Origin of the sequence: Pandoraea horticolens (assembly GCF_902459555.1) — a bacterium.
In the GTDB taxonomy this organism is placed as follows: Bacteria; Pseudomonadota; Gammaproteobacteria; order Burkholderiales; family Burkholderiaceae; genus Pandoraea; species Pandoraea horticolens.
The window spans coordinates 499507-518668 of the sequence record NZ_CABPSM010000002.1; the positions used below are offsets into that span (position 1 = coordinate 499507).

The 19162-nt window shown below is 62.7% G+C and carries 20 protein-coding genes; 12 read left to right on the forward strand and 8 right to left on the reverse strand.

Features of this window, described 5'->3' with window-relative positions:
- Positions 1–20 precede the first annotated feature (20 nt).
- From rfbD to PHO31112_RS06175, 3 genes are all read left to right on the forward strand, one after another.
- Positions 21–902 (forward strand): dTDP-4-dehydrorhamnose reductase, encoded by an 882-nt coding sequence (gene rfbD, locus PHO31112_RS06165; RefSeq protein WP_150619670.1) that lies wholly within the window; start codon positions 21–23, stop codon positions 900–902.
- 125 nt (positions 903–1027) lie between these two features.
- Complete coding sequence (locus PHO31112_RS06170) at positions 1028–3889, forward strand: pentapeptide repeat-containing protein (RefSeq protein WP_174995553.1); 2862 nt, start codon at positions 1028–1030, stop codon at positions 3887–3889.
- A 304-nt stretch (positions 3890–4193) separates the two neighbouring features.
- Positions 4194–5138, forward strand: coding sequence for a flagellar brake protein (locus tag PHO31112_RS06175; protein ID WP_174995555.1), 945 nt, complete (start codon positions 4194–4196; stop codon positions 5136–5138).
- A gap of 92 nt (positions 5139–5230) precedes the next feature.
- On the opposite strand, the gene xth is transcribed toward PHO31112_RS06175, so the two are convergent.
- Entirely contained in the window at positions 5231–6010 is a 780-nt protein-coding gene (gene xth, locus PHO31112_RS06180; RefSeq protein WP_150619673.1) for an exodeoxyribonuclease III, read from the reverse strand.
- A gap of 331 nt (positions 6011–6341) precedes the next feature.
- On the opposite strand from xth, the gene PHO31112_RS06185 reads away from it, so the two are divergent.
- Positions 6342–6593 (forward strand): hypothetical protein, encoded by a 252-nt coding sequence (locus PHO31112_RS06185; RefSeq protein ID WP_150619674.1) that lies wholly within the window; start codon positions 6342–6344, stop codon positions 6591–6593.
- A gap of 307 nt (positions 6594–6900) precedes the next feature.
- Here the strand turns inward: PHO31112_RS06185 and PHO31112_RS06190 are convergent, their stop codons facing one another.
- From PHO31112_RS06190 to PHO31112_RS06200, 3 genes are all read right to left on the reverse strand, one after another.
- A complete protein-coding gene (locus PHO31112_RS06190) occupies positions 6901–7140 on the reverse strand; it encodes a helix-turn-helix domain-containing protein (protein ID WP_150619675.1) in 240 nt (79 codons plus the stop codon).
- A gap of 10 nt (positions 7141–7150) precedes the next feature.
- Entirely contained in the window at positions 7151–7738 is a 588-nt protein-coding gene (locus tag PHO31112_RS28130; RefSeq protein ID WP_150619676.1) for a DUF2975 domain-containing protein, read from the reverse strand.
- Positions 7739–8132: 394 nt separating this feature from the next.
- Complete coding sequence (locus PHO31112_RS06200; protein WP_150619677.1) at positions 8133–8870, reverse strand: riboflavin synthase subunit alpha; 738 nt, start codon at positions 8868–8870, stop codon at positions 8133–8135.
- Between the two features lie 84 nt (positions 8871–8954).
- Here PHO31112_RS06200 and PHO31112_RS06205 point away from each other — a divergent pair, with 84 nt between their 5' ends.
- Complete coding sequence (locus PHO31112_RS06205) at positions 8955–9242, forward strand: hypothetical protein (protein ID WP_150619678.1); 288 nt, start codon at positions 8955–8957, stop codon at positions 9240–9242.
- Between the two features lie 71 nt (positions 9243–9313).
- A complete protein-coding gene (locus PHO31112_RS06210) occupies positions 9314–9535 on the forward strand; it encodes a hypothetical protein (RefSeq protein ID WP_150619679.1) in 222 nt (73 codons plus the stop codon).
- 112 nt (positions 9536–9647) lie between these two features.
- Here PHO31112_RS06210 and PHO31112_RS06215 read toward each other — a convergent pair whose 3' ends face one another.
- Positions 9648–10730: a calcium:cation antiporter gene (locus PHO31112_RS06215; RefSeq protein WP_150619680.1), complete on the reverse strand. Its 1083-nt coding sequence runs from the start codon at positions 10728–10730 to the stop codon at positions 9648–9650.
- A 389-nt stretch (positions 10731–11119) separates the two neighbouring features.
- Here PHO31112_RS06215 and PHO31112_RS06220 point away from each other — a divergent pair, with 389 nt between their 5' ends.
- The 6 genes from PHO31112_RS06220 to PHO31112_RS06245 all read left to right on the forward strand — a co-directional run bounded on the left by PHO31112_RS06220 (position 11120) and on the right by PHO31112_RS06245 (position 16255).
- On the forward strand, positions 11120–11848 hold the full coding sequence (locus PHO31112_RS06220; RefSeq protein WP_150619681.1) for a FadR/GntR family transcriptional regulator: 729 nt from the start codon (positions 11120–11122) through the stop codon (positions 11846–11848).
- A 90-nt stretch (positions 11849–11938) separates the two neighbouring features.
- Positions 11939–12694 (forward strand): SDR family oxidoreductase, encoded by a 756-nt coding sequence (locus PHO31112_RS06225; RefSeq protein WP_150619682.1) that lies wholly within the window; start codon positions 11939–11941, stop codon positions 12692–12694.
- Positions 12695–12713: 19 nt separating this feature from the next.
- A complete protein-coding gene (locus PHO31112_RS06230) occupies positions 12714–13574 on the forward strand; it encodes a fumarylacetoacetate hydrolase family protein (RefSeq protein WP_150619683.1) in 861 nt (286 codons plus the stop codon).
- Between the two features lie 121 nt (positions 13575–13695).
- On the forward strand, positions 13696–14457 hold the full coding sequence (locus tag PHO31112_RS06235; protein ID WP_150619684.1) for an SDR family NAD(P)-dependent oxidoreductase: 762 nt from the start codon (positions 13696–13698) through the stop codon (positions 14455–14457).
- Between the two features lie 263 nt (positions 14458–14720).
- Positions 14721–15383, forward strand: a complete 663-nt coding sequence (locus tag PHO31112_RS06240; RefSeq protein ID WP_150619685.1) for a DNA-3-methyladenine glycosylase I — start codon at positions 14721–14723, stop codon at positions 15381–15383.
- Positions 15383–16255: a 23S rRNA (adenine(2030)-N(6))-methyltransferase RlmJ gene (locus PHO31112_RS06245; protein ID WP_150619686.1), complete on the forward strand. Its 873-nt coding sequence runs from the start codon at positions 15383–15385 to the stop codon at positions 16253–16255. Before PHO31112_RS06240 ends, PHO31112_RS06245 begins: the two co-directional genes overlap by 1 nt.
- A gap of 33 nt (positions 16256–16288) precedes the next feature.
- On the opposite strand, the gene PHO31112_RS06250 is transcribed toward PHO31112_RS06245, so the two are convergent.
- The 3 genes from PHO31112_RS06250 to PHO31112_RS06260 form a co-directional block, all read right to left on the reverse strand.
- Entirely contained in the window at positions 16289–16960 is a 672-nt protein-coding gene (locus PHO31112_RS06250) for a 16S rRNA pseudouridine(516) synthase (RefSeq protein WP_150619687.1), read from the reverse strand.
- Between the two features lie 158 nt (positions 16961–17118).
- Entirely contained in the window at positions 17119–17970 is an 852-nt protein-coding gene (locus PHO31112_RS06255) for an ABC transporter permease (RefSeq protein WP_174995557.1), read from the reverse strand.
- Positions 17963–19147 (reverse strand): ABC transporter substrate-binding protein, encoded by a 1185-nt coding sequence (locus PHO31112_RS06260; RefSeq protein WP_150619688.1) that lies wholly within the window; start codon positions 19145–19147, stop codon positions 17963–17965. Before PHO31112_RS06260 ends, PHO31112_RS06255 begins: the two co-directional genes overlap by 8 nt.
- Between the last annotated feature and the right edge of the window lie 15 nt (positions 19148–19162).

Consider the following 19162-nt stretch of genomic DNA (forward strand, 5'->3'; position numbering starts at 1 on the left):
AACGACAAGGGAGTCGGACCATGGCAAGACGCATCCTGTTGACCGGTGCGACCGGGCAGGTGGGCTGGGAGCTGGCACGTAGCCTGCAAGGCTTGGGCGACGTGCACGCCCCTGGGCGCAACGAGATGGACTTGCTCGACATCGACAGCGTGGTGCGTACGTTACGCGACTTCGCGCCCGACATGATCGTCAATCCGGCGGCCTACACGGCGGTCGACCGCGCGGAGACGGACGAGGCCGCGGCGTATCAAGTCAACGCCGTCGTGCCGGGCATCATGGCCGAAGAGGCCAAGCGTATTGGTGCGCTTGTCGTGCATTACTCCACCGACTACGTTTTTGACGGGACGTCGTCGACGCCCTATCGCGAGGACGAACCTACCAATCCGCAGAACGTCTACGGCCGTACCAAGCTTGCCGGTGAAACGGCCATCGCGACGAGCGGCGCGAATCATCTGGTGCTGCGCACGAGCTGGGTGTATGGGGCGCGCGGTGCGAATTTCCTGCTCACCGTCCAGCGTCTTGCCCGCGAGCGCGACGAGTTGCGGATCGTGGCTGACCAACATGGTGCGCCAACGTGGTGCCGCACGATCGCCGAACTGACGTCGCAGGTTCTGGTGCAGGGATTCGGCGAGCGCGGTGTCGACGCGGACTTCTGGCGCGAGCACGGTGGTCTGTATCACTTGACGGCCGCCGGGCAGACGACCTGGCACGGATTCACCGAAGCGATTCTCGATCTGAGCGCGCCGGAAAAGCGGCCGAACGTTGTGGCAATTCCGACTTCTGCCTATCCGCTGCCGGCCAAACGTCCTGCCTACTCGATCCTCGACAACGACAAGCTGGCACGCACCTTCGGCGTTCGGGCGCCCGACTGGCGTGACGCGCTGACGCTCTGTCTCGCCTGAGACAACGGCATCCCGCGACGGGGCTGCGCACTAAATCAGAAATTCCTTAACGCGCGGCACCGAATTCCTTCGGCAACATGGTGGCTTTTCGCGCATACGCACAAGCGTGTGCCAAGGAGCGATGCATGTGGTCGGTTCAGAACCAGATATCCGGCGGGGAACAAACCTCGGCGGCAGTCCGCGATGTCGAGGGCAGTGCCGTCAGTCGCGGCTCATTATCGTCTTCCGATATCGCAGCGCTCAGCGCGGCACCGCCCGAGGCGCTGCGCCGTGCGATTCTGCGTGCCAACGAAGACGAGCGGCGCATGATCGCTCAGCAAGTCGCTTGGTTGGTGAACATTCTCCCTTCGTCGCCGGAAGCGCTGGGGCGATACGCAAGCATCGAGACGCTGGGAGCAACGGCGGATGCCTCGTCGGGGGAGTTGCCGTTTGACAAGGGGGCGCTCAAACAGGCATGGGTCACTCGCTTTTCGCACCTGCTCGATGGCGAGCGTGCCGCAGCGGTGGCGCGCGATCTGGTGAAATGGTGCAGCACGCAGCATTGCCAGGCGGCAACGGCCGCGCTATGGCATTGGTTGCCGTCGGCCGACGAGGCTTCGGGCGACGTGCTGGCATGTGAGCGCCTGCCCATGCGCGAATGGCCGGTTTCCGTGTTGAATGCCGCACTGACACTATCGAATTTGCGCAATGCCAGGCTTCCCGATTTGTGGATGCCCAATGCTGATTTGCGCGGCGTGATAGCGCCGGGCGCGCAGTTTTGCGGCGGGCATTTCAATGGTGTGTGGTGGGGCGGAGCGTCATTGCCCAAGTCGGGGTTCGCTTGTTCGAAGCAGATCGGCGCGGATTTTGAAAGCGCAAATCTGCGTGGCGGGAATTTTCGGGCGGCGGATCTGAGCGATGCGCGGTTTGTGAAAGCCGATCTTCGTGACGCCGTGATCTTGCACACCGTCATGTGTGGTGCTGACATGAGTGAAGCCAAATGCGCGGGAGTGACATTCACGAAGGCGCGTCTCGATGAGGTTTCTTTCCAACAAGCCACGTTGCACGGCGCCCGCTTCATCGGTGGCAGCGCGCACGGCATGAAACTGGTCGGGACCAAGGCAAAGCGTTCGCAATGGACGTCGATGGCGATGCGCAAAGCGCAGGCGTTGGGTGCCGATCTTCGTGGGGCCGAATTCCGCCAGTGCGTGCTTACCGAATGGGACGCTCGCGGGGCGAAGCTCAACGGCGCGTTCTTTGCGTCTTGCAATCTGCGCAATGCCCGGTTTTGCGGCGCGAGTCTGAAACGCCTGCGTATCGGGCCCGATTGTAATCTGGCTGGTACGCGGTGGCTGGACGCTCGCATTCGTCTCGATGCGACATGGCTTCGCAGCTTGGCGCCGCCGGAACTCGACAAGGTCGTGCAGTCGTGGATGACACTTCCGCCCGATCAGCCGACGGCGCGAGCGAATGTCTTCATGCAACTGCTGATCGCATTGGGCCGCAAGCCGGGCATGTTCGACATGGGGCACGAAGCGGCGCCGCCGTTGCATCGGCTGCCGGAACATGTGCGGCGCAGCGAGTGGCTCGGATGCTTGCTGGCCGCATTGAGTGAGACAGGGGGCATTGGCGAGCATGACGGACTCTCTGAACTGCGTGCTCAATGGCTGACCCAAACGCTTCAGGAATTGACCGACGTACCCCTATGGCGTGGGCGAGCGGAATGGGTCACGCCGTCGCTGATGAGGGCGCTGCACGGAGACTGTGGGCCTGCCTCGCAGAAGGCGCCCTGGTCACTTGCCGGGGCAATGTGCCAGACCCTCTACTGGGCGGGTGAACGTGCGGGTGGCGTCGGCCCGTTGCGCACTCAGGCGTTGCGTGAGGCATGGTTCGATGCTTTGCCGGCACAGGTGCCCATCGCCCTCTCTGCGGATGGGATCAATGCGTCCGACGCGAGTTTCGCCGTGTTGATTCGGGCGGACGGCAACGTCGCCGCGCGACTGCCGGTGCATCTGCTGGCCAGACTTCTTGGCTCGCATACCGGTGGTGAGCCGAAGGAGAGTGACGCGCCTTTCGTTCACGATACGCTGCCGGGTTGGCAATGGCTTGGCACGCGAGTGGTTGTGCGCGATGCCGAGTCGCCCGAGGATTATCTGCCCGGCACCATGGCACAGCTCCCGGCACTGCTGCGAGAGTTCGGGTTTCTCGCCGGACTCTGGCCGGTAGAGCGTCGTCTGGATGGCTTCGTCAGGCTGATCGGACGTTGGTGTGGGAAGGAAGGCGAGCACCGTGCCAATGCCGCATGCCATGGAACGTGGGACACTACGCATACCGACGTCACTACCGTCGGCACAGACATCGGTACCCCCGAAGACGCTGCACGCGCATCATTGAGTGCGACAGACCGGCTGAACGCGCTGGTGAGTTCGGCTCGCGCGCCCGGCCATGTGCAATTGCGCCCCGCCGGACATGCCGATATCGAAGACATTTTCCGCGATGTCCCGCTCGTGATGCCTGTCGGGCAGACACCCCTGAGCCCATCGATATCGCGCCGGGTTCGGCTGATTTCCCTCGTGGCCGGACTGAGCTGGCTGGCGACTCAGCCGCAATGGCAACGACCTTGGTCGACCGCGAAAGACGAGTCGAGTGCGCTCCGGGGGGCGACGACTTCCGCGGATGCTCTTCGCCTGTATCGCCACTACGCGCTGGCGCTGCTCAACGAAACAATGAACGGTGACGCGGCATGGCGTCATTTGCCTCAGGCGATCGCGTTGCGCATGTGCCTGTCGAGCGAGGCAGGCTCGACGGAATCGTTAGCGGAGCGGTTGGCCGATTGGCTGACATGCCCTGAAGTTCGTTACCTGCCGGGGCTGGCGCAAGCATGCCGTCACACGCTTCCCTGGTTCTGGGCCATTCGCCTGCCGCTTCAGGCCGGCACGATTCGTCAATCCATGTTGGTGCGGCGAGGGGCTGCGGGTGTTGCATCCGTTGACCCAAGCGGAGATTGACGGGCCTTTTGCCCGATATTCCGTCGTCAGAACAGGCGTGCTTTCGTGGTAAAAATACGTACACGCAACGCATCGCTCCTTGTGGGAGCGGCGTTTCCAGCCGGCTGGATGCGTGGCATTTCTGTAGTTGGCGACATTTGTTGGGTGTTGGCCACGGATGCCGGCACGAAGAGGGTCGCCCAAGATGCGGCCCCGCGTGCCGGAATGCGGGGAAGGCCAATGCCTTGTTCCCAAACTATCAAGGGTTTCATACCCTCCAGGTACCATGCACTCGACTTGTATTGCGTCAGGCTATCCGGGGTTCGTGGCAGTCAACCGCCGCGAGCTTGATGCACATGTTCCACTCTCCTGGCCTTTGTTCGATGCCGATGGCACGCCGTTGCTGGCGGCGGGCGAACGTTTGCCGTCCGAGGCCGATCTCGATTGGCTCTTCACCATGTTCGCGCCGCACCGGCCGCTGCCCGATGGGGCCACCACGGGCGAGGCGGCAGGCCGCACGGAGGCGGCAAACGCAGCATCGCCGCTGGGAGCGGGGGCGTCGACGGTGTATCTCCACGGTTTGCCCGTGCCATTGCCTATCGGTGCATGGATACAGGTGCGCGTCGCGCCGGAAGCGCAGACCACGCGTGTGCGTGCGCGGCTGATCGGCCGGGCGCCCAATGGCATGTTGATCATCACGCCGCCCACGGCAGGGGAGACGCGTTTGCCGGTGAGCGCGGGCGATAGGCTCGCTTTCTGGACGTTCCCTGGCGACAACCTGTACGAATTCACCTGCGATGTGCATAGCGTCTACCATGGGCCGTTCGATTATGTGTTGGTCTCGCGTCCGTCTCATGTACGTGAGACACCGGTGCGACGCACGCCTCGTGTCGATACGCGGCTGGTCGCGCGACTGTCGCCGCTGGACGAAACGACGCGGGCGTCATTTACCCGCATGCTCGCCGATCCGCAGGACACGCCCGAGTGGCTGGTGATGGTGCGAGACATCAGCGCCGATGGGGCGGGGATCCTGGCGAAGGCGTCGTTACCCGATGGCTGCCATCATGTCGCGTTGCAGTTCCGTGTGCCGATCGGTGCGGACGTCGTGCCGATTCTCGGCATGGCGGCGGTGCGCGGCGTCGAGGGGCCGCTTGTTGATGGCACCTGGGCTTACGGGCTGGAATTCATGCAAATGGACACGCGCAACAAGGCGGCGATTCGCTGCTTCGTCTATGAGTCGCGTCTGACGGACCCGCGCGCCGGCCAGTGACCTGCCAAGGCTTCGCCCGATGAAGAAAATACGGCACCTGATTCAGGTGCCGTTTTGCATTGCCGAGGGGGAAACGAGCGCAGACGCGCTCGTCAGTCCTTGAACGTGGCAACGACCGGGGTGTGATCCGACGGCTGTTCCCAGGTGCGCGGTACACGGTCGATTTCGCAAGCGATGCAACGCTCTGCCAACGAGGACGACACGAGGATGTGGTCGATGCGCAAGCCGGCATTGCGGCGGAAGGCGCCCATGCGGTAGTCCCACCAACTGAACGTCTTTTCCGGCTGATCGAACATGCGGAATGTGTCACGCAAGCCAAGCCCTTGCAGGCGTGCGAACGCCTGACGCTCTTGCGGTGACACCAGATTCTGGCCTTCCCATTTCGCGGGATCGTGCACGTCGCGGTCTTCGGGCGCGATGTTGTAATCGCCGAGAAGCGCGAGTTTCGGATGACGCTCCATTTCATCGGAGAGCCAATGGGTGAGGGCGTCAAGCCAGTTCAGCTTGTAGGCGAACTTGTCTGAACCGACCGCCTGTCCGTTCGGGAAGTAGCCGCAGACCACCCGCACGTCTCCGATCGTCGCCGTGATGAGCCGCTGCTGCTCGTCGGCGAAGTTCGGCAAATTCTTGACGAGATCCTTGGCTTCGCCCACTTTCGCGTGGTTGACCAGCAGTGCAACGCCGTTATACGTTTTTTGCCCGGTGAAGTGCGAGGTATAGCCAAGCGCGGCGATTTCCGTGATCGGGAAATTCTCGTCGGTGAGCTTCAGTTCCTGAAGACAGAGAACGTCGACCGGATTGCTGCGCAGCCAATCCTGTACGTGGCCGAGACGAACCTTGAGCGAGTTGACGTTCCAGGTAGCAAGTTGCATGAAGAATCGTATCTCTTGATTTGGCGAGGGTTGGATGGGTGCTTCGTTACGGTGGCTTCTAGCGGACTATCCTTGTTCCGCCCGGTAGGCGGATCGTGGCGAAACACCATGCCCGCATTGTAGGCGACTATCCTTCGGGCCGCGATTGTCCGACTCACGGCGCAATGCCTTCTGCTGTGATGTCGCCGGCATGTTGACGACAAGACGAACCAGTCATTGGCGGGGGCGATGGTGTTTGAGGGAGTACCATCACTGCGCGCGTTGCAACTCGATAGACGGCTGTGCTGATGTTTTCTGCAGGCTGTGTCCTCGACGACGCCGGGAGGTGACGATGGAAAGAACGATTGCGTACCGTGGCTTTGAGATCCACGTAGAGTTGAAGCCGGTCGCGCAGGACACGTTCGACGTATGGTTTCGCGTGGATGGTCCGATCAAGCTGGCAGGCATCGTGGCACTTGGTACGCCTATCAAGGTTCGCAACGGACCGTTTTCGCGGCGATGGGCCTATCTGGTGGCGGAAATCGCCGGCCAGGCAGCGATCGATGTCATACTCGGCGCCCCGGAGCAGGGGGACTCGTCGTGACGAGCCTCCCGCTTCGTGGACTGACGGCGTGCTCTCCGATATGAAGCTCACCGCAAAGCGATAACGGGTCAATCCGGCTTTGCGGGTGTGGTGTCGCGCCGGTACATGTCGTAGTTTCTGTTCGCGTCGGCCTGACACCGACTACGCATATCGACGGGCTGCTCGTTGCAAAGACTTCTGTGCCACGCTTGTCCGGTGGCATACATCTGTTGCGACGAGCAACCACCAAGCCCGCCGGATATCGCAATGAGGGCGATGGCGAACGAATGCCGCCGTGCGGAACGGCGCAGCGAATTTGCGTTGGGCATCATGTGTCGGTGTCTTCACCGTCTTCGGTGTGAATGGCGGGTTCGTAGCGAAGCAAGTCGCCGGGCTGGCACTGAAGATAGACGCAGATTTGCTCGAGCGTTTCAAAGCGAATGCCCTTGACCTTCCCCTGCTTGAGAAGGGAGAGGTTGGCTTCCGTGATCCCCACGAACTCTGCCAATTCCTTGGACTTGACGTTGCGCTCGGCGAGCATCACGCCCAGCGTGACTCGTATTGGCATCAACCTTCCCTCAGACGAACTGTCGATGCTCGTCCGCGATTTCGGTCGCTTCGACGAGAACCCAGGCGATCACGACGACGATTCCGGAGAACAGCAATTGCAGCAGCGTGTCCGATCCCACGTTCACGGCGAGGCTCCATGTCCGTTCGGTGCTCAATGTGCTAAGAAGCACACTGAGCGCCGCACCTGCCAAAGGCTGCAGCGCGGCGGATACCGCCATGGCCAAGGCAAATGTCCGAAGCGAACGCACGGCCGCGGCAGTAAGTGCCTGATCGTTCGCAAACAACTGGAAGCATTGACGTGCGGCCAGGAGGCCAAAGACCAATGCGGCGAGCGGCACCATCGAAATCGCAAATCCTCCGACGCGTGAGAGCGCGTCGATCGTTGCGGGGGGCGCGATGCCCAGGCCTGCGTGACGAAAGACGTCTGCGGCAGATGTCGCCGTCCAATAACGCAGCATGCCAAGCACAAGCAGCACGGGAACCGTGAGGCACGCCCACGCCATCACGTTGCTCAGGCGACGGATTCGCGCGATTCGCCGCGGAGGTTCCGGCAGGCCAGCGGAGGCGCCGGGCGGTAGCGTTTTGTTCGGGACCATGGGAGGCGCAACGTGTTGTCGGGATGATAATTATTATTTCACGATAATTTATTTTCGTTAAGCGAAATTTTATCGCGATGGGTCATGGGCGTCCTCACGCGCCTTACTACGCGCTGGAACATAGATGGACGGGGGCGTCATCGAGGGAATCGCACTATCGAGCCAGGGCGGGGTGTGAAGAATCGGTAGCCAGTGCGTCAGAGGTGCGCTGGCCACTCAACTGGCCCCCTTTCGGCGAGCCATATCGAGACGCGTTGCGTCGGTGCGAGACAAATGTCCCGCTATACCCGGCGCATCGGGGAGAAGACCCCCGGAGGGGCATGTTGAGGCACTCGTAAAACTTGCCGTTGGCAAGTTAGCGCAGTGTCTTCGATGCCGGGCGGCGGGTTCAGGCTCAGGCCTTGGATGCCGGTTTGTCGCTTGCCTTGCCCGAAGGCAAGCGCGGCGCACTGACGAAGTCGTCGAGCGAAAGCCCCTTTTCCTTGAGCAGGGCTTCTAGCACCGGTTGCAGACGGCCAAGACTTTCCTGAACCGCCTCACGTACCGTGTCGACAACCACCTGCGTGCTACGTTCGATCTCGATGTTGACGCGCGTGCCGGCGAGCTTGTCTTCGAACGTCGTCATCCGGCGTGTCTCCGGAATCAGCCACACTTCGAACCAGCCTTCCTGCCGATTCACCTCCGAGACCGTCAGGCTCGCGCCATTGATCGCGATGTAGCCCTTCGCAAAGATGTACTTGCGGAACGCTTCGGGAATGGCGATGCGCAACACACGATTGGTGTCCGATGTGCGTACGCTCAGAATTTCCGTCGAGAAGTCGATATGGCCCGATAGCGGATGGCCGCCGATTTCGGCCCCATCCTTCGCCGCGCGCTCGATATTGACCTGCGCGCCGGTGCCGAAGCTGCCGAGCGTCGTGACGTTCAGGCTTTGGAGGATGACGTCGAACGATGCGGCGGTCGACGAGAGCAGTTGAGTGACCGTCAGGCAGACGCCATCGACCGAGACGCTGGCACCGAGCGTCAGGTCTTCGCAGAAGCCTTCGGGAAACGCCAACTCGAGGGTGCGCATGCCGTCGCGATCTTCGATGGATGACAGCGTGGCCGTGCCTTGAACAATTCCGGTGAACATCGTGATGTCTAGAGTCGTGGGTTGCTATGCTGCCGTATTCTACTGCCTTGCGCGGGTATGCCGCTCGTCATGCGGCGTGCTACGATGCCGCCTTTTCACCGGATCGACAGGATCGATATGGGTTTCGAGGGCTGCCTGCAGGCGGAGGACTTCTACTATTGGGCGGAGACGTCGCCGGCGCCGGACGGGCAGTTCCACGGCGTGGTGCATTTCACCGGCTGGCGCGATGTAGATGACGTCATCGAAACGCTGGATCCGCCGCTCACCCACACCACGCCTGACGGCTACCGATGGGCTGGCGATGCGCTCGAAGCCGCTTACGCGCTGGCAAAGGCGCTGGCCGCCGATGGCAGCCTCGGTATCGACCTCTGAGCCTTCCGGACCCCCCTGAATTTGATTCAGCCTGCCTGATGCCTGGCGGGCAGCCCACAACGGACAGCATCATGACCCAGACAAAATTTGAAATTCAGAAACGCAAGGGCCTGAAGATCGACGCCGGTGTGCGTCGTGGCCCGCAAGGCGGCAAGCAGGTCGGCGCGCAAGGCAAACGCAATGCGGCTGGCAGCAAGCTGTTGGGGGCGTTGCTCGGCGTCCCGTCGGACACGAAGGACGCTACCGGCACGACCCCGGGCGAGACGAAGACGCAGGACGCCAGCCAGTCTTGAGCGGACACCGGCGCGCGGCTGACGCCGCCGCGCTCAGCCCGCTGCGTCAGCCGGGTTATTGACGGGTAACCGGGGGGAGCCGCCTCGCCCGATAGGCGGGGCCGCCCGCAAATCAGGGCACTATCGCCAGGAACAGGAAGGTGGCGAACAGCACCAGGTGAACGGCCCCTTGCAGCACGGTCGTGCGTCCGGTGCCGAGCGTGATTACGCCGACGAGCAGCGTGACGGCGAGCAACACCATATCTTTCGGCGCCAGACCGAGTTCGATAGGCTGGTCGAGCAGCAGCGAGACGGCCGCTACGGTCGGGATGGTGAGCCCGATACTCGCCAGTGCCGAGCCGAGAGCGAGATTCAGACTCGTCTGAAGTTTGTTCGCACGCGCGGCGCGCAGGGCCGCCAGGCCTTCCGGCAACAACACCAGCGCTGCAATTACGATACCGACGACTGCTTTCGGTGCGCCGGCCACCGCCACGGCATTTTCCACGGCGGGCGAGAGCTTTTTCGCGAGACCGACGACAGCCAGCAGCGCCACTACCAGCAGCCCCAGACTCAGGATGGCCGCGCGACGCGACGGCGGCGGCACGTGGGTCTCTTCGCTCGGCGCTTGCGCGAGGAAGTAGTCGCGATGGCTCACCGTCTGCACGAACACGAACACCATGTACAGCACGAGCGAAATCATGCCTTCGAAGGCCAGTTGCGACGCCGTGAGCCCTGGGCCCAGTACCGAACTGGTGTAGTTCGGCAGAACCAGCGTGAGTACCGACAAGGCGCACAGCACCGCGAGCGCCGCACTCGCGCCTTCCACGTGAAAGCCCTGTGTGTGGTGACGCACGCCGCCGAAAAGCAGGCACAGCCCCACGATCCCCGTCGACACGATCATGATGGCTGCGAACACGGTGTCACGCGCCAGCCCCGCTTTGTCGGGGCCACCCGAGAGCATCACCGAGACGATCAGCGCCACTTCAATGATGGTCACGGCGACCGCGAGCACGAGCGTGCCGAACGGCTCGCCAACCTTGTGGGCGACGGTTTCGGCGTGATGAACGGCAGAGAACACGGCGCCAGCTAGCGCGACGCCGCATAGTGCAAGCGATGCGCCGTAAGGCAGGAACCCGGCGACGCCAAGTGCAACGAGGGCCAGGATTGGCATGTACATGGTCCAGTGGACCAGCTTGGCGGTCTTTGAGGAGGACATCGTCGGAGACTCCAGAATTCGGGGAACGGATGCGGCTTGAGGTACGGCTGATCAAGCAACGGCGGGAACATTGCCTCGGTGAGAATGTCGGGGCGGCGACTCATGGTCGCAGAAAAGTGACACCCCGACAACAGAAAGGCGTGGCCTGGCCGTGTCATCGGACGGATCACGCAGGTCCGTCGAGAAGCGCGTAGACAAACGATCTTACGCGACGATGCTTCTGAACCCGAGTCGGATGCCGTCGGGAAATTCCATAGGACGAATGGCGAATGCGGGAGCCGCAGCACTCGCGTTGACACACGATGAATGTCAGGCGTAATGTCTCGTTCATTGGTCTTACCACTGAAAGGCGTTGTTTCCTGCTGCCGTTCGCCTCTGTCACCGACGCCATGTCCTTCGATCCCATCGTGCAGGTTTCCGTCTCTGAGCAGGTCGCGCAGCGTCTGCTCACGATGATTCGTACCGGGCTGCTCAAGCCCGGTCAGCAGCTTCCGCCTGAGCGCGATCTCGCGAGCATGCTGGGTGTCGGCCGTCCGGCGGTACGCGAAGCGATCCGGGGGCTCGCGTTGTTGGGCTTGCTGCGTATCCGGCAGGGAGAGGGGACGTTCGTCGGATCGCTCGAGATGCGCGAATTGCTCGAGCCCCTCGAGATGGTCATCGAACTCAATGCGGGCACGCTCGAAGCGCTATTCGATGCGCGGCTGGTCATCGAGCCGGGTGTCGCGGCGCTTGCCGCCATGCACATCAGCGATGCAGATATCGCGCGGCTGCACACACTCGTCGATGACGAACAGGCGCTCCTGGGCAATCCGGAAACGTTCTCGGCGGCGGATATGGCATTTCACGAGACGATCGTCGATGCGTGCGAGAACCCGTTCCTGCAAAGCATCTCGAACAGCCTCTATCTGCTCGGCAAGCGGAGCCGCCGAGTGACGTCGCAAGTCGATGGGGTGCTGGCACGCAGTCTTCAGGACCATCGCCATATTCTCGACGCCTTGAAGGCTCGCGACCCCGAGCAGGCGGCGCAAGCGATGCGGCGTCATCTTTGCCGCGTGCGCGACGCCTATGCGGCGTCGGGCAGCCCGGTAAGCGCGGCTGAAGGAACGGCCGACATCTGATCTGCCCACGGTCGTCAACGTGCCCCACACCTATCCCAAACCCATCCGATCCCATCCGAACCGAATCCACAGGCCCACGAGGAGGCACCCATGACAGGCCGGCTGGCGGGTAAGACCGCCGTCATTACCGCCGCGGCACAGGGCATCGGCCGCGCAAGCGTCGAAGCCTATTTGCGCGAAGGCGCACGCGTGGTCGCAACCGATCTGAACGTCGAGACGCTCGCGCAACTCGACGATCATCCCCATCTGCTGCGGCGTCCGCTCGATGTGACTGATGCCGCTGCGGTCACGGCGCTCGCCCAGGAATTCGGTGCGATCGACGTGCTGTTCAACTGCGCGGGTTTCGTACATCACGGCTCGATTCTGGAGTGCGACGAGGCGGCGTGGGACTTCTCGTTCGATCTGAACGTCAAGAGCATGTACCGGACCACGCGCGCTTTTCTTCCCGCCATGCTGGCCGCAGGGAGCGGCGCGATCATCAACATGTCGTCGGCGGCGTCGAGCGTGAAGGGCGTGGCCAATCGCTGCGTCTACGGCACGAGCAAGGCCGCTGTGATTGGGTTGACGAAGTCGATTGCGGCCGACTTCGTGGCGCGTGGCATTCGCTGCAATGCCATCTGTCCCGGCACGGTGGAGTCGCCATCGCTGCACCAGCGCATTGCGACGCAAGCCGATGTGGCGGGCACGAGCCTCGCGGCAGTGCGCGAGCAGTTCGTGGCGCGTCAGCCGATGGGACGCGTTGGCTCGCCGGAAGAGATTGCTGCGCTGGCCATCTACCTGGGTTCGGACGAATCCACCTTTACCACCGGCGCGATCCATCTGATCGACGGCGGCTGGTCCAACTGATTTCGCAAGGAGAATTGCTTTGAAACTGCTGCGTTTTGGCCCGAAGGGCCGGGAAAAGCCGGGCCTGCTCGATGCAGACGGCCAAGTGCGTGACCTCTCCAACGTGCTCGCCGACATTACGCCGGAGACGCTGAGTCCGCAGGGGCTGGCAGCGTTGCGCGCGCTCGATGTGAGGTCGTTGCCGGTAGCGGCCTCGCCGGGGCGTCTGGGCGTGCCGTTCTCGGGGCTGGGCAAATTTTTGGCCGTCGGCCTGAACTACAGCGATCACGCGGCCGAGGCCGGGCTGGCCGTGCCGGCTGAGCCGGTGCTCTTCACCAAGTGGGAGAACTGCCTGAACGGACCGAACGATCCCGTGGTGCTGCCCAGGAATTCTGTGAAAGGCGACTGGGAGGTCGAGCTGGGTTTCGTCATCGGCACTACGGCACGCTATGTGCCGCTTGAGCGGGCGCTTGATTACGTGGCCGGTTATTGCGTTGTGAACGATGTGTCCGAGCGCGAGTACCAGATCGAGCGAGGCGGCACGTGGGACAAGGGCAAGGGCTTCGATACGTTCGGACCGGTTGGCCCGTGGCTCGTGACGACCGACGAGATCCGCGATCCGCAACAACTTGGGCTGTGGCTCGATGTGAATGGCGTGCGCCGTCAGACGGGGAACACGTCGACGATGATTTTCAGCGTGGCGTATCTCGTGCACTACCTGAGCCAGTTCACCACGCTGAAGCCGGGCGATCTGGTGACGACCGGCACGCCACCGGGCGTGGGCCTGGGTCAGAAGCCGCCGGTGTTTCTCAAGCCGGGTGACGTGATGCGTTTAGGCATCGACGGTCTGGGCGAGCAAACACAGGAAGTCCACGCATACGACACGCGCTGGCTCGATTGAGCGCGTGCCAGATTTCCTTCACATCCATCCTGTACGGTGACGGGCGTCGGGCGGCGCTGGCCGCCGTCATGTCAGTCATATCCGTCACATTCGTCATCGACAGCATCGGGAGCGATTCATCATGCAAGACCTGAGAGGTAAGTGCGTTCTGATTACCGGCGCGAGCACCGGTATCGGCGCGGCGGCGGCCAAGGCCTTCGCGGCGCAGGGCGCAAACGTGGCTGTGCACTACAACCGCTCGGCGGACAAGGCGGAAGCGGTGGCCGAGGTGGTACGGGCACACGGCGTGAAAGCGATGACGGTGGCCGCCGATGTGGCGGATACCGGCGCAATAGACGCTGCTGTGGCACATGTGCTCGATGGTTTCGGACGCATCGACGTGCTTATCAATAACGCTGGCAGCCTTGTCAAACGCACGCCCTTCACCGAAGTCTCCGATGCCTACTTCGAAGACGTGCTCAACGTCAACGCGCGTTCGGTCGTGGCGTTCTCGCGTGCTGTCGTGCCCGCGATGCGCAAGCAGGGCGGCGGTGCGATCGTCAACGTGACGTCCATCGCCGCACGTCACGGTGGCGGTCCGGGGGCCCTGATCTATGCGGCGGCCAAGGGGTTCGTGAGCACGCTTACGCGCGGTATGGCGAAGGAACTGATGCCGGATCGCATTCGTGTGAACGCCGTGTCGCCGGGCGTCATCATGACGCCATTCCACGAGCAATTCAGCACCGAGGCGCAGATCGAGGCCTTCCGTCAGAGTATTCCGATGGGACGCCTCGGCGATCCGGACGAGTGCTCCGGCGCGTTTCTGTATCTCGCATCGGAGACGTTGGCGAGCTATGTGACTGGGCAGATCATCGAGGTCAACGGCGGGCAGTTGATGCTCTGACACGGTTCGACGTCAGGTGTAAAGGCGACGCGGGCGATTGCCGCCACGTGTCCGGTCCCGGCGGGCCGATCGGCTGAGGGCGATCCGCCGGGACAAATTCCGCATTTCCCCCAGAAAATTCTGCGTCGGCATTGCCGCGCGACGCAAAGTTGGGGCCGGCACGGCATTGCCGATTCGCTTCGCCGGCAAATGCTGGCACACTTGCCCCATTCGTCTGCATTCGTCTGTGACACTTACGCGCGGACACAACTATCGAGGGGCAAATGGAACGCTGTCCGTGGAGCGAAGGCTTCGACCAGTATCGCCGGTATCACGACGAGGAGTGGGGGGTACCGCTGCGAGATTCGCGCGCGTTGTTCGAGTTGCTGATGCTCGAGGGGGCGCAAGCCGGATTGTCCTGGTCCACCATTCTCAAGAAGCGCGATACCTACCGCAAGGCTTTCGACAACTTCGATCCGGAGCGCATCGCAGCATATGGCCCGGAGGACGAGGCGCGATTGATGGCGGACGCCGGTATCGTGCGCAACCGCCTCAAGATCAATGGTGTCATCAAGGGCGCCCGCGCCTTTTTGGCGATGGAAGCGGCGGGCACGCGGTTCAGTGATTTCGTGTGGCAGTTCGTTGGCGGTGAGCCGTTGCAGAACCGCTGGGCGGCGCTTGGCGAGGTGCCGGCAACCTCGGCCGTCTCCGACGCAATGAGCAAGGCGCTGAAGAAGGCCGGATTCACCTTTGTGGGATCGACCATCTGTTATTCGTTCATGCAGGCAGCGGGGATGGTGAACGATCATCTCGTGGCTTGTCCGCGTCACAAGGCGGTGAAGGCCTACGCGTTACCGGGCGGTAAAAACGGTATCGCGCAGGGCCGGAAACGCCGTGCGGGGGCGTCGTCGGCTACAATCGCGCCTGACGAATCAGGATCTGCCTAATGTTCAGCTACCGCCACGCCTTTCACGCCGGCAACCACGCCGACGTGCTGAAACACTTCATCGCCGTTGAATGCATCGATTACATGCGCCAGAAAGACACGGCGTTCTGGTACATCGACACGCATGCGGGCGCAGGCGGCTACGCGCTCGACGGCAAGTGGGCGGACAAGACGGGCGAGTTCGAGACCGGCATCGGCCGCCTCTGGACGCGCGACGATCTGCCACCGCCTCTCGCGGATTACGTCGCGCTGGTGCGCGAATTCAATCCGGACGGCAAACTGCGCTATTACCCAGGCTCGCCATACTTTGCGCTGCAACTGCTGGGCGACCGCGACCGGTTGCGTTTGTTCGAGGCGCACCCGACCGAACAGGACGTGCTGCGTGAGAATTTCGAAGCGCAGGGCCGGGCCGTGGCGCGGCGCACGATGATTTTTGGTGCCGATGGTTTTGCGGGACTCAAGACGATTTTGCCGCCGGCGCCGCGCCGGGCGTTCACGCTGATCGACCCGTCGTATGAAGACAAGCGTGATTACACGCGCACGACGCAGACCGTGCAGGAAGGCCTTGATCGTTTCCCGACGGGAATGTATGCCGTGTGGTATCCGCTGGTGCAACGCCGTGAGGCGTCGCAATTGCCGGAGCGCATGAAGCGTCTCACGATCGACGGACAACCGATCAAGAACTGGGTGCATGCCGCGCTGACCGTTTGCAGTCCAGTGCCGGGCGGTATGGGTTTGCACGGCAGCGGCATGTTCATCGTGAACCCGCCGTACATGTTGCAGGACACCCTCAAGGCGACCCTGCCGTATCTGGTCAAGACGCTCGGTCAGGATAAGGGTGCCCAATTCCTGCTCGAAGGCCGGCAAAACTGAGGCGTTGCGTCGAGAGCGCTCGGTGCGCGGTGCTCATTTGCCTGAAGCTGGTGCTTCGTACGGCAGCGACAGAAGCTCTTCCGGCGACAAATAGCGCCATTCGCCCAGCGCGAGATTACCCATCGGCAGGCCGCCGATGGCGATTCTGACCAGTGTCTCCACCCGATTGCCTGCCGCTGCGACCATCCGTTTGACCTGGTGGTATTTGCCTTGCGTGATCGTCAGGTCGATCTCGTGCGACGAGGGACTCATGACGTCCGTCGCAGCGAGCCGTTCGGTTTCGTCGCGCAGCAGAACGCCCTCGCGTAAAGCCTGCAACATCTCCTCGGTCACCGGATGCTTGGTGGTCGCCACGTAGCGTTTGGGTACGTGGCGGCGCGGCGACATCATGGCGTGCAGGAACGGCCCGTCGTCGGAGAGCAGTAGCATGCCGGTCGTATCCTGATCGAGCCGGCCGGCCGGCTGCACACCACGCACTGCCAGCGGCAGGGGCAGCAGCGAATGCACGCCTTCGTGGTGCGTCGGACTTGTGGAGCACTCAAAGCCCTCAGGCTTATTGAGCAGCACGTAGACGTGCTCGCGGTACTCCCACGGTTCGCCGTCAAGCGTGAACTGCAGGCCCAGCGGGTCCACGGTTTCGCGCGGATTGTCGTGCACCACGCCCTCAATGGCGAAAGCGCCGGTTTGGATGAGCTTGCGGCACATCTTGCGACTGCCGAAGCCCTGCGATTGCAGTAAGCGATCTAACTCGATGATGCGTTCTCCGTCAGGCCATGTGAATTCAGGCCGCTATTGTAGCGGCCTGGACTTCACGCGCCATAGCCTCGATGCCTGACGCTCACACGTAAGTGCGTGTCTGTCGCTTACTCGTCCTGCATGGTGCCGCTGAAACGGCGGTAGATGAAGCGCGCGGCCCAGTCGAGCAGGAAGCCAAGGACGCCGATGACGAGAATGACGGCCGTCAGTTCCGAATACGCAAGACGATCGCGCGTGTCGAGGATCAGGTAGCCCAGTCCCGCATTGACTCCCAACATCTCTGCTGGCACCAGCACTATCCAGAGAATGCCGATCGCCAGCCGCACGCCGGTGAGCACGTGGGCGGCGATGCCGGGGACGTAGACATGCCAGAGCATTTCCCAGCGTGTTGCGGCAAGGCTCTCGCCCAGTTGTACCCAACGGCGGTCGATATGGGTCACGCCCGCGGCCGTGCTCATGACCAGCGGCCACAGTGCCGCAAACGCGAGCAGGAAGTACACCGCCGGGTCGCCGACGCCTAGCGACATGACGGCAATCGGCATCCATGACAGCGGCGAGACCATCCGCAGAAACTGCAGCGATGGCGTGAGCGCTTTATCCAGCCAACGAATGCGTCCGATCAGGAAACCCAGCGGAACGCCAAGGATGACGGCCCATGCCAGTCCGACGCCGATACGTCGAAGGCTGGACAAAATATGCAGACCCAACTGTTCGTCGCGAATCAGGTCGGGCAGGGCGCTCAGGGCAGCCGCAGGCGAGAATTGTGCGGCGAGCGAGCCGGGCGTGGTGAAGATCGCGATCCCGAGCCACCAGATCGCAACGATGCCGGCCAGCCCCGCCAGGCCGAGCCATGTTTGCCGACCGAAACGTCGGATCGATGGGCTCGTCGGCGAGTCGCGGGTCGCTGAGTTTGCCGTGTTCGCGCTCTCGGCGACACGAGCGGACGCGAGATCAGACAACGATCACCTCCTGACGCGTGAAACCCTCCGGCAGACCGAACGCCTTCATGCCGCCCACCGCCGCGATGCTCTTCTTGACGAACCGGTCGTCGACGAGATCGCGTGCGACAAATGCCGGATCGAGCTTCGCGAGGAATTGCGCATTGCCTTCGACCTGCGTCTTCTGCATATGACGCACGAGGGCTTCGGTGTAGCTCGGATACGGGTACGGCTGGAAGTCGATACGCTTCTCGTGCCAATCGGCGTGAACGATCGCCTTGTCGGCGAGGTAGCGGCCTTGCTCCGACGCGGCCGGCGCCAGCACACGCTGCAAGATCTGGAACGGATGCGGTGTGTAGCGATTTTCGCCTTCCTTCGACAGCAAACGTGCCGCGTCTTCCGGATGTGTCCGCGTCCATGCCTGCGCCTTGACGATGGCATCGACGACCTTCTGCGACCATTCCGGGCGCGACGTCAGGTCGCGCTCATGCATCGTCACCACGCAGCACGCATGGTTCTTCCACACGTCGCCGGTAAAGCGAAGCACCTTGCCGACCTTCAGGTTCTCGGCGGCCGCGTTGAACGGCTCGGCCACGATGTAGCCGGCGATCTGCTTGGCGGCGAGCGCCGGCGGCATGTCCGAGGGCGCCATGACGATCAGGTTGACCTCGTTGGCCGCAGGCGCACCGGACTTCTTGAGGACGGGCGTGAGGCCGTTGGCGGCGAGCAAGCCTTGCAGCACGACATTGTGAATTGAATACCAGAAAGGCACGGCCACTGTCTTGCCGCCAAGGTCGCCGAACTTGTTAATGTCGTTCGTCACGGTGATCGCGCTCCCGTTGACGTGATTCCACGCCACCACCTTGGCTTGGGCCTGACTGCCGTACCGGGCCCACACCGTCATCGGGGAGAGCAGGTGAACGACGTTGACCTGTCCCGAGAGGAAGGCTTCGATCAACTGTGCCCAACTGCGCAGCAGTGTCGGCTTTTCCGCCTTGATGCCCGCCTGTTCGAAATAGCCGTTGTTGTGAGCGACCAGCAGTGGCGTGGCGTCGGTAATCGGCAGATAGCCGATGCGCAACGGCGCGTCCGGCTCGGCGGCGGCACGTGCGGCGGCTGAGGCCAGTAGCGGAGCGGCACCGGCCACGGTCATCATCGAAGCGAGTTTGAGCCATTCACGGCGAGAAATTTGGCACATGGTCTGAGAATCCCC

Bases quoted from the DNA above. Each gene is read 5' to 3' on its own strand.
- PHO31112_RS06205 (WP_150619678.1), top strand. From the start codon at position 8,955: ATGCCGCCTTTTCACCGGATCGACAGGATCGATATGGGTTTCGAGGGC.
- PHO31112_RS06250 (WP_150619687.1), bottom strand. From the start codon at position 16,960: ATGTGCCGCAAGCTCATCCAAACCGGCGCTTTCGCCATTGAGGGCGTG.
- PHO31112_RS06170 (WP_174995553.1), top strand. From the start codon at position 1,028: ATGTGGTCGGTTCAGAACCAGATATCCGGCGGGGAACAAACCTCGGCG.
- rfbD (WP_150619670.1), top strand. From the start codon at position 21: ATGGCAAGACGCATCCTGTTGACCGGTGCGACCGGGCAGGTGGGCTGG.
- PHO31112_RS06260 (WP_150619688.1), bottom strand. From the start codon at position 19,147: ATGTGCCAAATTTCTCGCCGTGAATGGCTCAAACTCGCTTCGATGATG.
- PHO31112_RS06200 (WP_150619677.1), bottom strand. From the start codon at position 8,870: ATGTTCACCGGAATTGTTCAAGGCACGGCCACGCTGTCATCCATCGAA.
- PHO31112_RS06240 (WP_150619685.1), top strand. From the start codon at position 14,721: ATGGAACGCTGTCCGTGGAGCGAAGGCTTCGACCAGTATCGCCGGTAT.
- PHO31112_RS06245 (WP_150619686.1), top strand. From the start codon at position 15,383: ATGTTCAGCTACCGCCACGCCTTTCACGCCGGCAACCACGCCGACGTG.
- xth (WP_150619673.1), bottom strand. From the start codon at position 6,010: ATGCAACTTGCTACCTGGAACGTCAACTCGCTCAAGGTTCGTCTCGGC.
- PHO31112_RS06215 (WP_150619680.1), bottom strand. From the start codon at position 10,730: ATGTCCTCCTCAAAGACCGCCAAGCTGGTCCACTGGACCATGTACATG.
- PHO31112_RS06185 (WP_150619674.1), top strand. From the start codon at position 6,342: ATGGAAAGAACGATTGCGTACCGTGGCTTTGAGATCCACGTAGAGTTG.
- PHO31112_RS06220 (WP_150619681.1), top strand. From the start codon at position 11,120: ATGTCCTTCGATCCCATCGTGCAGGTTTCCGTCTCTGAGCAGGTCGCG.
- PHO31112_RS06190 (WP_150619675.1), bottom strand. From the start codon at position 7,140: ATGCCAATACGAGTCACGCTGGGCGTGATGCTCGCCGAGCGCAACGTC.
- PHO31112_RS06210 (WP_150619679.1), top strand. From the start codon at position 9,314: ATGACCCAGACAAAATTTGAAATTCAGAAACGCAAGGGCCTGAAGATC.
- PHO31112_RS06235 (WP_150619684.1), top strand. From the start codon at position 13,696: ATGCAAGACCTGAGAGGTAAGTGCGTTCTGATTACCGGCGCGAGCACC.
- PHO31112_RS06225 (WP_150619682.1), top strand. From the start codon at position 11,939: ATGACAGGCCGGCTGGCGGGTAAGACCGCCGTCATTACCGCCGCGGCA.
- PHO31112_RS28130 (WP_150619676.1), bottom strand. From the start codon at position 7,738: ATGGTCCCGAACAAAACGCTACCGCCCGGCGCCTCCGCTGGCCTGCCG.